This window comes from Veillonella parvula (assembly GCF_032575955.1).
GTDB classification, from domain to species: Bacteria; Bacillota; Negativicutes; order Veillonellales; family Veillonellaceae; genus Veillonella; species Veillonella parvula_J.
In genome coordinates this window covers 214,639-227,899 of sequence record NZ_JAWFXN010000002.1, presented here as the reverse complement: position 1 = coordinate 227,899, position 13,261 = coordinate 214,639, and the positions used below count along the sequence as shown (strand labels likewise).

Annotated in this window: 14 protein-coding genes and 2 riboswitches; of the genes, 3 read left to right on the top strand and 11 right to left on the bottom strand. The window is 38.4% G+C overall.

Annotated elements, in window-relative coordinates; all coding sequences use genetic code 11:
• Positions 1-23: 23 nt before the first annotated feature.
• The 3 genes from yedF to E7L28_RS03855 form a co-directional block, all read right to left on the bottom strand.
• Positions 24-623 (bottom strand): sulfurtransferase-like selenium metabolism protein YedF, encoded by a 600-nt coding sequence (gene yedF / locus E7L28_RS03865; RefSeq protein ID WP_012863891.1) that lies wholly within the window; start codon positions 621-623, stop codon positions 24-26.
• A 102-nt stretch (positions 624-725) separates the two neighbouring features.
• Positions 726-1,757 carry a selenide, water dikinase SelD gene (selD, locus tag E7L28_RS03860; protein WP_021147737.1) on the bottom strand — a complete coding sequence of 344 codons (1,032 nt, stop codon included), beginning with the start codon at positions 1,755-1,757 and terminating at the stop codon, positions 726-728.
• A gap of 9 nt (positions 1,758-1,766) precedes the next feature.
• On the bottom strand, positions 1,767-1,970 hold the full coding sequence (locus E7L28_RS03855) for a DUF951 domain-containing protein (RefSeq protein ID WP_004693828.1): 204 nt from the start codon (positions 1,968-1,970) through the stop codon (positions 1,767-1,769).
• Positions 1,971-2,721: 751 nt separating this feature from the next.
• On the opposite strand from E7L28_RS03855, the gene rbr reads away from it, so the two are divergent.
• A complete protein-coding gene (gene rbr / locus E7L28_RS03850) occupies positions 2,722-3,267 on the top strand; it encodes a rubrerythrin (RefSeq protein ID WP_012863888.1) in 546 nt (181 codons plus the stop codon).
• A gap of 262 nt (positions 3,268-3,529) precedes the next feature.
• Here the strand turns inward: rbr and thiM are convergent, their stop codons facing one another.
• From thiM to thiW, 3 genes are read right to left on the bottom strand one after another with little or no spacing between them, the layout of a single operon-like run.
• Positions 3,530-5,047, bottom strand: coding sequence for a hydroxyethylthiazole kinase (thiM, locus tag E7L28_RS03845; protein ID WP_316692151.1), 1,518 nt, complete (start codon positions 5,045-5,047; stop codon positions 3,530-3,532).
• A 13-nt stretch (positions 5,048-5,060) separates the two neighbouring features.
• Positions 5,061-5,894, bottom strand: a complete 834-nt coding sequence (thiD, locus tag E7L28_RS03840) for a bifunctional hydroxymethylpyrimidine kinase/phosphomethylpyrimidine kinase (RefSeq protein ID WP_021147734.1) — start codon at positions 5,892-5,894, stop codon at positions 5,061-5,063.
• Positions 5,894-6,373, bottom strand: a complete 480-nt coding sequence (gene thiW / locus E7L28_RS03835; RefSeq protein WP_101928937.1) for an energy coupling factor transporter S component ThiW — start codon at positions 6,371-6,373, stop codon at positions 5,894-5,896. Before thiW ends, thiD begins: the two co-directional genes overlap by 1 nt.
• A 63-nt stretch (positions 6,374-6,436) precedes the next feature.
• Positions 6,437-6,531, bottom strand: a riboswitch (TPP riboswitch).
• Between the two features lie 81 nt (positions 6,532-6,612).
• Positions 6,613-6,718, top strand: a riboswitch (TPP riboswitch).
• A 52-nt stretch (positions 6,719-6,770) separates the two neighbouring features.
• On the opposite strand from thiW, the gene cytX reads away from it, so the two are divergent.
• Positions 6,771-7,970: a putative hydroxymethylpyrimidine transporter CytX gene (cytX, locus tag E7L28_RS03830; RefSeq protein ID WP_101928936.1), complete on the top strand. Its 1,200-nt coding sequence runs from the start codon at positions 6,771-6,773 to the stop codon at positions 7,968-7,970.
• A 135-nt stretch (positions 7,971-8,105) separates the two neighbouring features.
• Here cytX and E7L28_RS03825 read toward each other — a convergent pair whose 3' ends face one another.
• The 3 genes from E7L28_RS03825 to modA form a co-directional block, all read right to left on the bottom strand.
• Positions 8,106-8,735, bottom strand: a complete 630-nt coding sequence (locus E7L28_RS03825; RefSeq protein ID WP_316711449.1) for an ATP-binding cassette domain-containing protein — start codon at positions 8,733-8,735, stop codon at positions 8,106-8,108.
• Positions 8,736-8,743: 8 nt separating this feature from the next.
• Positions 8,744-9,412, bottom strand: coding sequence for a molybdate ABC transporter permease subunit (gene modB, locus E7L28_RS03820; RefSeq protein WP_101928934.1), 669 nt, complete (start codon positions 9,410-9,412; stop codon positions 8,744-8,746).
• Positions 9,413-9,650: 238 nt separating this feature from the next.
• A complete protein-coding gene (gene modA / locus E7L28_RS03815) occupies positions 9,651-10,439 on the bottom strand; it encodes a molybdate ABC transporter substrate-binding protein (RefSeq protein WP_077708076.1) in 789 nt (262 codons plus the stop codon).
• Positions 10,440-10,830: 391 nt separating this feature from the next.
• Between modA and E7L28_RS03810 the strand changes: the two genes are divergently transcribed.
• On the top strand, positions 10,831-11,820 hold the full coding sequence (locus tag E7L28_RS03810) for an AEC family transporter (protein ID WP_077708075.1): 990 nt from the start codon (positions 10,831-10,833) through the stop codon (positions 11,818-11,820).
• A gap of 57 nt (positions 11,821-11,877) precedes the next feature.
• Here the strand turns inward: E7L28_RS03810 and E7L28_RS03805 are convergent, their stop codons facing one another.
• Together E7L28_RS03805 and E7L28_RS03800 are read right to left on the bottom strand one after the other, a co-directional pair.
• Positions 11,878-12,753 carry a DMT family transporter gene (locus E7L28_RS03805; RefSeq protein ID WP_232054999.1) on the bottom strand — a complete coding sequence of 292 codons (876 nt, stop codon included), beginning with the start codon at positions 12,751-12,753 and terminating at the stop codon, positions 11,878-11,880.
• Between the two features lie 119 nt (positions 12,754-12,872).
• On the bottom strand, positions 12,873-13,163 hold the full coding sequence (locus E7L28_RS03800; protein WP_004693850.1) for an ArsR/SmtB family transcription factor: 291 nt from the start codon (positions 13,161-13,163) through the stop codon (positions 12,873-12,875).
• Positions 13,164-13,261 lie beyond the last annotated feature (98 nt).

Sequence of the window (13,261 nt, the reverse complement as noted above, 5' to 3'; positions counted from 1 at the left end):
AAAAGATACTATACTACTAGAAATTATAGCTTAATAATATTATCCCCTACAATAGAGTCTGTAATAGCATACATATTAGTAATACTACCTACGCCCAGCTCATCTTTCACACCGAAATAATCAAGGCAAATGCCGCATGCTGCAATTTCTACACCAAGCTTAGCTAGTTTCTTTATATTTTCCAAATGAACCGAATCATTAACTACCATCTTAACACTACTATTGATGAAATAAATCTTAGAAGGTTTTACATCGGCTTCAAGCAAGCATACCCAGAAGGTTTTCATCAAATTTCGGCCAAGTTCTTCACTACCTTCACCAAGATAATCCTTCGTCATCAAAATAACCCGATTTCCATAGTTCATAGGCTCACAACGGGCTTCAGTAACTGGATTTGCATCAGGGGTCAGTGTAAGATAGAAATCCTTTCCATCTTGGCGAACTTCTACACCATAACCACGAGACTTCCCAAACTTCGCCACATTATCGCGACTCACTTCATTATCTACAATAGTTGTAATAATAGCACTTGGATTCGCATCACTTACCTTCTTGGTCTCGATAACAGGTTTTGGACATAAGCTACCGCGCACATCTACAGTTAATTCCTTTGTATTGCTCATCATACACCTCTACATACATTATATAATTTGTGAAAGTATCAGCTAATAATATTTTATTTAAATAGCTAAATCAATACCATACAGTACTTATCTTTTATGAGTTTATTTTGTTACTCGTACGGCAAGACCGCTAAAGCTTTCAACAGTGCCCACAATAGCAGCACAGTCAATCCCCGCCTTATAAAAGGCCTCGACAAGTGTCTCACTTTCGCTAGCAGGAACAGAAAATAGTAACCCGCCAGAGGTTTGAGGATCAAATACAATATCCGTCCATACAGGATCCAAGTCCTCATCAACTTGTACTTCAGTTATAGCCTTGCGATTACCATAAGATGCAGCCGGAATTAAGCCCATTTGAGCCGCCTCGATAACATCATCAAAAAGAGGGATATCGTAAGCTTTGATATGAATCGTCACATCAGAAGCACTTGCCATTTCTACGGAGTGCCCCATAAGGCTAAAGCCTGTTACATCTGTACAAGCATGAACTGTAAAGTTATGTGCCACCTCAGCCGCTACACGGTTTAAAGTACTCATACTAGTAACGGCCTGTTCCGTACCTACAGGAAATAAACCTGCTTTCAGAGCATTATTCATAATACCTGTGCCAATGCGTTTTGTTAGCACCAACACGTCCCCTACTTGAGCACCTTTATTTTTCCAAATCTGTTTTGGATTTACTTGTCCTGTCACAGACATCCCAAAGATAGGTTCCTTATTTTCAATGCTGTGTCCACCTACGATGGCTGCACCAGCCTCGGCTACAATCGAACCAGCCCCATTTAACACATCCGTCAAAACACCTTGCTCGACAAGAGGAACCGGAAAGCCTACGATATTCATCGCTGTTAAAGGGGTGCCACCCATAGCATATACATCGCTTAATGCATTGGCAGCTGCAATTTTACCAAATAAATCAGGATCATTAACCACAGGGGTAAAGAAATCTAAAGTTTGCACCAGTGCAAAGGTATCAGAGATTTGATATACTCCAGCATCATCGGCACCAGTCATATCAGCGAGAACATGCTTGTTAGTAACGGGTGTTACAGCTTTTAGCACACGGTTCAATATATGAGGCCCAATCTTACACGCGCAGCCTCCACTTGTAACATAATCAGTAAGTCGCACCATAACTCCTCCTTACTCATTTTCCGGCAATCTAGAGACGATTTTCTTAACAGCCTTTTCAAATTTAGGGCGCGGCATCAAGAGTTGATGACCGCAGCCATTACATACGATGAGAAAGTCTGTGCCGATTCGCTTAACTTCCCACTCGTCACTGCCACAAGGATGCGATTTTTTCATCTTCACTACATCTCCTACGTAATATCTAACAAATGCCATAGCGCCTCCTTTAACTTCTGTCAGTATTTATATATTTATTATACATAAAATAGTTACTTCTATAAATATACCCTAATTCTATAGTTCAATCTTCTATTATATATAACCATAAAATTTTCACCATAAATATATAATGTACAATTTTAATATATCTACTGTTCTTATAATTAAACCATAAATCAAGAGAATTATTATTTTATAACCACCAAAAGGTCACAGAAACTTTGCACTTAATCATTATATTTTATGGGGAAATATTAGTGCATACAACGAAATTAACATTAACAACTAAACAATAATGATTTTTCATTTAGTTATCATTCTCAATATCAAAACAGGGATTTTTTATAAACCCCATATTATTCATTCTTTATAAATCCGCATCTTTACTGCATTGATAATATTTATCATTTAGAAAATTTTCGAAATAAATTTTATAAAAAGACTTGCATTTCTCATTTAGTATGTTACAATATAGTCAACAATGATTATTCGTTAAGTATACGGATAACACATTGTATATAAAACTGTTAAGACGGCAAGTGCCGAAACACACAAATAAGTAAGTACTATTTTAAGAGTTAGGCAAGTGTCTATTTGATCTAAGAATAAGTTTTCTTACTAAGGCGAAGTCGCCCTCGAAATTGATAGAATAAGTATTCTATTCCATTGCATTCACAACCAAGTGGTTATGAATATATACGTTAAGTAACAATTTTGAAAATTATCGTAAGTACAAAGGAGTATTAAAATGGCAGAATTAAAAGGTTCTAACACTGAAAAAAATCTTCAAGCAGCATTTGCTGGCGAATCCCAAGCATTTCAAAAATATACATTCTACGCTAGTGCAGCTCGTAAAGCTGGCATGAACGAAATCGCTGACTATTTCGAAGAAACAGCTCACAACGAATCTGCACATGCTAAATTGTGGTTCAAAGCTCTTCATGGTGGTGATATTTCCGCTGATATCGAAGCTAACCTTCGCGATGCAGCAGCTGGTGAAAACTACGAACATACTACAATGTACAAAGAATTCGCTGACGAAGCTGAAAAAGAAGGATTTGCTAAAATCGCTTTCCAAATGCGCGAAGTTGGTAAAATCGAAGCTCGTCATGAAGCTCGTTACCTTGCATTAGCAGCTCGAGTATCTGGTAACAAAGTATTCACTAACGACCAACCAGTAGCTTGGATCTGCGCTAACTGTGGCTATGTACACGTTGGTGAAGAAGCTCCTAAAGTTTGCCCAGTATGTGCTCACCCACAAGCTTTCTTCCAACGTTTGGTTGAATCCTTCTAATCTGTAAGTGCGACACTAACTAGATTAATAACCTGTAAGTACAGATTTTAATGAAACTATACCTGTAAGTACAATCTAAACTTACAGTAAGTACTGACAACTTCCTTAACAAAAAGACGATGACAAACAAATGTCATCGTCTTTTTTTGCATTCTTTTGCTAGATTTTTATTTTGTCTACTATATTTTATTCTATTCACTATAATATGTTTTTTATTTCCTTTGTATAGTGCTTATTATTTACTATTGAGTTTAAAAACATATCACTTAATATTATCTACTAAATTTTTAAATTCTTGTGCTGCTTCATATGGATTATCTGCATGAGCAATAGCAGATATTACGGCAACTCCACTAGCACCTGCTTGCAAAACAGGCTTTGCATTATTTAAGGTAATACCCCCGATACCAACGCATGGTAATGTTAAACCTTCTGCTCGTAAATCAGCAATGCGCTCAGGTCCGCACGGCAATTGAGCATCAGGTTTACTACTTGTAGTATACATAGGGCCTACACCAACACAATCCGCATAAACTACAGTGGTCTTATGAAGTTCCTCCACAGAATGAATGGATATACCAACAACCTTATTCCCTACAAGATTACGAACGTCTTCTAAACGCATATCTTCTTGTCCTACGTGAACACCATCAGCGTTAACAGCCACTGCTAAGTCTACATCATCGTTAATAATATAAAGCACATTATACATGGCACAGATTTCTTTTAACTGCTGAGCTAATTCTAATTTTTGTTGTCCTTCTAATGTTCCTATGCCCTTCTCTCTAAATTGAAAGCAGGTCGCACCACCTCGACAAGCAGCTTCAACAATGTCCAGTAAATGGCTTTCATTAAAACCTACATCTTGTGTACCACTAATAAAATATACCTTTAATTGATCGGGCACAACTACAGGCCGTATTCGGTTTTCGGATAAAAGCATCGCATCATCGAATTCATATAAGGCATCCATAAATGCCATACTAAAACTACCAGGTTTTACACCGCTCACATTAACCGCACTTTCACCAGCTAGACCATAGTAAGCCAGTGCATACGCAAGGAACTCACCTATAGACATGTTATACATGAATGGACAATAGGAACTAAAAAATGCAGCTAACACAGCACCTAATAAACAACCAGTCCCAGTTACGACTGTCATGATTGGATGCCCATGAGGAACCGCAAATACACGGGTTCCGTCGGATACATAATCCTCTTCGCCCGTTGCGACAACAGGACAGTTAATTTGGCGTGCAAGACGATACGTTATAATTGCGCTATCCTCAACTTGTTCACCATCTACGCCCTTACCAGAGAGAGAATTATTAACCTTATGATTTGTATTAAGAGCATCATAGATGGCTTTGATTTCACTTTGATTACCTCGTAGCAACGAAATAGCATCAGTTTTAATCAAGTCTAAAACTACAGATAATCGATAAGCCCCAGCATGACAGCCCACTGGATCTAAAACAATAGGAACCTCATGTTTCTTCGCCAGTGCTATGGCATCTTTATAGTAACTAACCTTGTCTGGGGTAAGAGTGCCAATATTGATGAGTAGCGCCGATGCATGGGCGATGAGGTCTTTCAAATCTTCGCTACACTCACTCATCACGGGTGATGCTCCGATGGCTAGTAAACCGTTAGCCGTAAAGGTTCGCACTACATCATTTGTAATACAAATAATAAGCGGATTCCCTTTGCGTAGAGTCTCTAATATATTCAGTTCGGTCCAAGTTGAGCTATTTATATATGGATTTTCATAGGTCATATAACTATTTCCTCTACTCATTTTTCAAAAGTTCATCCATCGTTTGAGGGCCATTTACCAATAAACCATAAGCCATATGATTAACAGGACCGCAACCACTTCCAAGCGCTGGATTATGCTTAATAGCCAATGCAATATAGTTCTTTGCAATACCAATGGCATCCATTACATCACGCCCTTTCGCTAGCTCTGCCGTAATAACCGCCGAGAAGGTACAACCCGTACCGTGAGTATGAACAGTATCATATTTAGGGCTTGTCCACGTATGCATATCTCCATCTTTGGTGAAAGCATAATCCGTTGCATCATCTCCAATATGCCCACCTTTAATGATGACCACTTGAGGTCCTAATTCACGTAAAATACGGTTAGCAGCTGTTGTGATGTCACTTTTACAAGAGATAGACATGTCCGCTAACACCTCTGCCTCGCTACGATTAGGTGTAATGACTGTGGCGACCGGAATGAGTTTAGATTTTAAGAAATCGACAGCCTCATCCGATACAAGTCGATCACCGCTGGTGGCAATCATAACTGGATCCATCACATAAGGGATGTTCTTACTTACATAAGGATAAATGAGATCCATCATCTCTGGTAAAGCAATCATGCCCGTCTTAACGGCTTGTGGTGTAATATCTGAATATACATCGTGTAACTGTTTTTCTATGCTTTCTAGCGATAGGTGTTCTACGTGATGTACACCCGTTGTATTTTGAGCCACCACAGAAGTAACAACGGCCATGCCGTATACATTTCGACTTTGGAAGGATTTTAAATCAGCCATAATGCCAGCGCCACCACTAGGGTCAGTACCGGCAATTGTTAATGCAGTATGTAGTTTCATTATGCCTCCTTGTGTAACAGATTACGTCGAGATAAGATTTGTAATACTACAAAGCCAATGCAAGCACCTCCGATAGAGCTCATGGAAAAGGATGTAATCAAGGTCAACAATGCCAATGGTTTGCCTAGTAGGAAATGAGCAATTGGATAACTTACAAGAGCACCAATAAGTCCAGTGCCAATGATTTCGCCTAAAGCCGCTGCCCAGATGGCGTTGTATTTTTTATATAAATACGCAGATAACCAAGCGCCAATCATACTACCTGGAAAGGCTAATGGAGAGCCTAGTGCTAGTACATTACGTAAGCAAGAAGTACTAAAGGCTGCGCCTACAGAGAATCTCGCCCCAACTATAACGGCTAAGATTACATTTATCATATGTTGAAATGGAAAAATACGAGCAGGGCCAATAGGAATCGACGTAGTCGATAAGACGACACCTAAGGCCACACATATGCTAGCAATAATCATTTTTTTCATAATACCTCCAAGTAAATAAAAATGAGACCACCTCAAATGGAATGGTCTCGTAATAGTTTGGTATCATGTTTCATTCCACTTCCCTACGCCAGTATTATCTGGATCAGGTCTAGGGTTTTGAATGGTCAATCTCAGCAAAAGCACCCCTAGTGGCAATATATTTTTATAATCTAGTTATAACATTATTATACAATCTATGCAACAAAATAATTGACGGTTCCCGTAGCACCTCGTATAATGAAGCCATAATGGGGTGCTCACACAAGTGGGCTGAGAGTAAGCTAAAGCTTTAACCCATAACCTGATTTGGATAATGCCAACGTAGGGAACATAGAGGATTAATGGCCGAGTTCCTGTGAGCTCGGCTTTTTCTATGACTTCCTGGCAAGGAGGACGTATGAAAAATACACACATCACGCAACCACAATTTGCCATGATATGGTTCGGTGCCGCTTTATCGATTGCGGAAATTATGACCGGTACCTATCTGGCCCCCTTAGGACTTATACAAGGTCTCTATGCCATCATCTTAGGTCATATTATCGGCGGCATACTACTCTTTGGGGCTGGCCTCATCGGCGGACGCTTACGGCAAGGTAGTATGAATACAACCGCTTTCAGCTTTGGCCCACTAGGGGCTAAAGGCTTTGCCTTTTTAAATATGCTTCAACTTATCGGCTGGACTAGCATCATGATCTACGATGCTATGCTAGCCTTACAAGAGTTAGCACCCCTATCCCCTATGATTTGGACGATAGCTATCGGAGCGCTTGTCATCCTGTGGCTTTTCATCGGCCTCCACAATACGGGCTATATTCAAGCCATCGTATCTATTCTATTGCTAGGCCTCACCCTCTACATGGGCACGCACATGATATCACAGTGGCCTAGTGAAGGTGGCCTTCTAACTAGCGGAAACATGAGTTTCATCGCTGCTCTTGAGTTATCGATTGCCATGCCACTATCTTGGCTACCTCTCATCAGTGATTATACCCGTGAAAGTAAACATCCTCTCACCGCATCACTTACAAGTGCTACAATCTACACGGTAACGAGTATCGTCATGTATACCTTAGGTCTTAGTGCGGCCATCTTTGGTGGTGGAGACTCTATTATTACCATTATGATGAATGCAGGCCTTGGCCTAGCAGGGCTCCTCGTAATTATCTTCTCTACTGTCACTACAACCTTTATGGACGCTTACTCTGCAGGTGTTTCTAGCACCACAATCTATAATAGTGCATCTAGTAAGGGCATTGCAGTTATTGTTACCATCGTTGGCACTATTGCAGCTATCTTGTATCCGATGGACGATATTACAGACTTCTTATACCTCATCGGATCTGTCTTTACCCCAATGATTGCCATCTTGCTAGCGGACTACTTTATGAATCGTCAACAAGTGCAAACTCTATCGGCTTTTTTAGTACGCGGCACAATTTGGGCTGTATCGGTCGGTTTATATCACTATATGTTACACACTGAAAGCACCGTAGGTGCTACATTACCAGCCTTTACAATGGCCTTTATCATAACTACTATCATTGGTTTCGTAAGTAAAACAGTAAAGGTCTCTACAGAAGTTAAACAACCATAATAGGATATATACAACAAGCATCCAAGATAGGAGACTAACTAAATAGGAACTGCTATATAAACAATAAAACCCCTTTAGGAGCAATAACTCGTATGAAGGGGTTTTGTTATTTAGATTCTTTTATTTACATTATTGTTATTTAGATATTTGAATTTGTCCTTCTTCACAGGTCCAGTGCCGATCTCCAACCATTTCGGCTTCGCTTTCATCATGAGTAACCCATACACAAGGTACATCCCACTCGCGAATAATGGACACCAAATCTTCGCGCACATGCTTTCGCAAGTTCCAATCTAAAGCAGATAAAGGCTCATCGAGAAGCAAGATAGTCGGTTTAGAGTATAGCGCACGCCCCAAAGCAACTCGTTGCTGTTCGCCACCAGACAGGCTGCCAGCCTTCGTTTTTCGGTATTTCTCAAGACCTAAACGCTGCAATAGACTATTGCACATGTCAGGTGTGCCTCGTTTGCTATAGGTAATATTATGTTCCACAGACAAATGAGGGAATACGATGTTGCCTTGTGGCATATACCCTACCTGACGTTTTTGAGCGGGAACCCAAATCTTATTATCTCGATCCACCCACGTTGTTTCATTACAATGAATACTACCTGTAGTGGGTTTTACAAGTCCTGCAATGCATTTAATGAAAGTACTTTTACCACTGCCGGATTGACCTGTCAAAACGGTAATACCAGAAAGAAGTACCCCATCGGCTTTCACAGTCACAGAAGGTCTAGCTACGGTAAAGGAAAATGTAATCATCGGACCTCCTAATTATTATCAATGTGATGGAACAAGGACCCCTTTGTGATGAAGTGAATTCCACTCAACAATGCCAATGTGAGCACACAAATATAGATAACTAATTCAAAAGCATCCATGTACTGCCCTGCCTCTACGTAAGAGTAGATAGCAAGTGGCATGGTGCGCGTTACCTTTGGAATATTGCCTGCAATCAAAATGGTAGCACCGAACTCGCCCATAGCACGACAGAAGGCTAAGATACTGCCCGTCAAAATGCCTTTCCAAGCGAGTGGTACGGAGATAGTAAAAAAGATACGTAACTCTGAAGCACCTAATGTACGCGCTACGTCCTCCATATTATGATCGACGGATTGCAATGCTGAACGCACCGTTTGATAAAACAGCGGAAATGCAATTACAGAGGAGGCTATCACGGCACCGGATGCAGCAAAAACAACACTCATACCATGAGCTTCAAGCCAAGCACCAAACGCATAACCTGGAGTAAATACCATAAGTAACGCAAAACCAACAACTACCGGAGGCAGTACAAGTGGCAAGGTAATAAGTGCATCAAGAATGGCAATACCACCCCACTTGCAACGGTTCATCCAGTAACAAGTCGCTAAGCCACTTAAAATAACTATAATAAGAGCTATACTTGCCACCCATAGCGACAGCCATAATGGACTCATGTCACGCCCCCTTTCTATACACAACAACTCTAAAGTATGTGTTATATCCATTAATTCAAAAATACTTTTCAAACAAATTATATGCCCAAAATCATATCATATGTTAGATTATTAAGCACTCATCACTACAAATGAGTAAAAGAAAAGCATACAGTGAGCAATCATAAGATTAGTAATATCAATAATATCTCTATTGTATCATAAGAAAGCGCTAGCCCTGAAAGCTAGCGCTTTACTCTTATTTAGAAGTAGAGAAACCGTATTTTTCTAATACTTTTTGGCCTTCTGGGCTCATTACGTATTGGTAGAAGTCTTTTGCCAATGCGTTGTCATATTTTTTAATAATACCAATTGGATAGATAACTGGATCATGGGAATCAGCCGGTGTTACTGCAGAGATTTCAACTGCATCGCCCGCTGCGATAGCATCAGTTTTATAGATGAAACCAGCATCTCCAGCACCTTGGCTAATGGAAGCTGTTACAGCTTTTACATCTTTAGCGTATACTACATTAGGTTCTACCTGTTCCCAAACGCCTAGTTTTGTTAATACTTGTTTACCATAGTTACCAGCTGGTACTGTTTCAGGATTGCCCAATACGATACGCTTTACTGTAGCGATTTGATTTAGCTCAACCTTAGGTTGACCTTTTGGAACTACGAGAACGAGTTCATTAGTTACGAATGGTTTTACATCAGTTACCAAATCTTTTTCTTGTAACATTTTCATATTTTTCTCGTCAGCAGAAATAAATAAACTAGCTGGTGCACCTTGTTCGATTTGTTGACGTAATGTACCAGAACCAGCGAAGTTAATAGCGATTTGATCATCCGCTAAGTTATGGCTTTTTTTGTAAGCATCAGCCAATTCTGTAAGAGCACCTTTAAGGCTTGCTGCAGCTTGTACAGTAATCTTTTCAGATGTACTTGGTTTAGCTGACTCAGTTGGTTTACTTGCATCATTACCACAACCTACTAAAAAAGCAAGCATGAAAACGCTTATTAATACTAATAAAATTCGTTTCATAATTCCTCCTGTGCATCCCTTAAAACGCCATACTGTAAACGCCATGGTAATACCTAGAGACACTTCGCGTACTAACAAACTGAAATATACAACATATACAACATATACATATTATACTATAAATCAATGATTGAAATCGTATACTAAAATCACATTCTACATAGATATTTCTGATGATTATGATAAGTAATAATAATCAATAAATTTTTAAGCCCCAAACAATAGATACTATGGTATGATAATACTATAAAGGATAAAAATATTTTAGAAAACTTATTCACTTACAGCTTATATAAAACAACTGTATATTTACTACATATAGTTATACGATAAACTAAAATTATGCCTTATATATTAACTAATATATTAAAGAAAAACTCTAGGTGAGATGATGAATCTATTCGAATTAGTAGGCCATATTTTTATGAATTCTATGGTCCCTATCTTAGTACTTATAGGCGTGGGATTTATATTAGATAGAAAATTTAAACTCGATCTATATACGCTGAGTAAACTAAACTTTTATATATTGTTACCTACCTTTATATTTCGAGCGATGTATGAAGCTAAACTTAACTCAGGTACTTTGGAGATTGTATTCTGTGCGCTCTGTGTACTCATACTAAACTCCATCCTTTCAGATGTGGTAGGTAAGATACAAGGATATGATGTGGCTAAGATTGCAACCTTAAAAAACTGCGTTATGTTTAATAACGTTGGGAATATGGGTGTCGCCCTTGCTATCTTTGTATTTACTAACATTCCATATGTCATCGATGGTGCTACCCCCTATGCTAATCTAGGTTTAGTGAGTGTTGTATCTATCATGATCATACAAACTATTAGCAGTAATACCTACGGTTTCTACCAAGCGGGAGCAGGACGATTAACCCCTCGGGATGCACTAAAAGTCGTATTCCACATGCCTATGGTATATGCCATCCCACTGGCACTACTTTGCCACCTACTCCCTTTCGATTTACACGGTCTCTTCTTCTTTGCACCGCTCAATATATTTGCCAATGCCTTCGTTGGCGTCGCTATGATTGCCTTGGGTGTTCAAATTAATAGAACACCGCTAAACTTCTTTAAGATGGATGTCATGCTTGCTACCACATTACGGCTCGTTGTGAGTCCACTCCTAGCAGCTGGTATTACTATATTATTCATTATGTTCTATGGACCTATGCATCCAATAGCGGCGCAAACTATCATCATAACCTACAGCGTACCTACCGCTATCAATATGTCTCTTATTGCTATTGAAATGAAGAATAATCCAGAATATGCTACACAAATCGTAATGGGCACAACTATTTTATCCGCTATAACAATGCCACTGTTTATTACTATAGCCTATTATCTATTCCCATTATATTAAAATAAAAAATCATAGTTATAAAAAATCACTCATAGCCATATGACTATGAGTGATTTTTTATGCCTTAGCATTTAGCCTTGTTAAACAAGTTACACAAGCTGTAACAATTATAGCACCAATAATTTCATTCAAGGCTAAATTATGATTAAGAATAACTACATCTAAAGCTAAAGTAACTATTGGTCCCATTGCACTAATAACGGCTGCAAGAGATGCATTAATTCTTTTAAGACCAAAAGACATCAAGTATGAAGGAATGATAGAACAAAAAATGGCCAAAAATACTAAATAAATCATAGTATGCGTTTGGAGTGTTGAAAATGTAGTAAAATTTTTGCTATCAATTATAAAGCCGAGAAGTAAAAGTACTGTAGTTATACACATATAAGTACTGGTAAAAATAGTAGAACTAATATTCGAAACAGCCCTCTTACTATAAATAATAAACAACGCCCAAAAGATTGCAGAAAGCAAGACTAGTGAAATGCCTATTAAAGTATCTGTAAGGTGGTTATCAACGGTAGGATTAAACATAATTGCTAATCCTAGCACAGTAGATACAATTAAAACTACTTTTGAAAATGTAATGCGTGATAAATCTGATGATAACAGAAAAACGTAAATTGGAAATGTAAATAGAACAGCACGTTCTAATGAGGCAGATATATATAATAATCCTATGAAGTCCGTTATAGATGAAGATACATAAAGAATAGCCCCCAAAAATGAGTATTTAAAAACCTTACTTTTATTCACGCTATTCCAATCAAAGCGAATCATTGGTATAAGAAAAAAAGGTAATGATAAAACAGCCCTACACACAAGAACATTCAAAGGGCTCAGTGAATCTAAATAAATTAGTTTTGCCCATATAGATTTTGTTGATAAGAATACAGTAGCTAAAAACACCACTAATATTCCTATATTTTTCATTAACAGATTCACTTTATATACTTCTCCATAATCAAATACAACTCAAATAAAATATATAAAATATAAAAACACAATTCATCCTAAGTAGGACGAAATGTGTTCATTATAAAAAATTTAAATTATTGATGAGCTACGTGTTCCATCCCCATGCGAACTAAACATTCAACATGATCATCGTTTAGAGAATAATATGCTGTTTTCCCATCTTTACGATATGTAACAAGACGTGCTTGGCGCAATACACGCAATTGATGAGAAATAGCAGATTGTCCCATCTCCATGGTTTCTGCAATGTGATTAACACACATTTCATTTTCTAGTAATAGCTCTACTATTTTAAGGCGTGTAGGATCACCCAAGATTTTAAACAGTTCTGCTAGCTTCAGCAATGATTCTTGTTTGTCGGTCATATAATCCCCCTTTTTTAATCCTATCCATTCTTTTTTGTAGCTCTTCTATGTCACTAATCGATACGTCTTAACGTATAACACCAATATGTATGGCACAC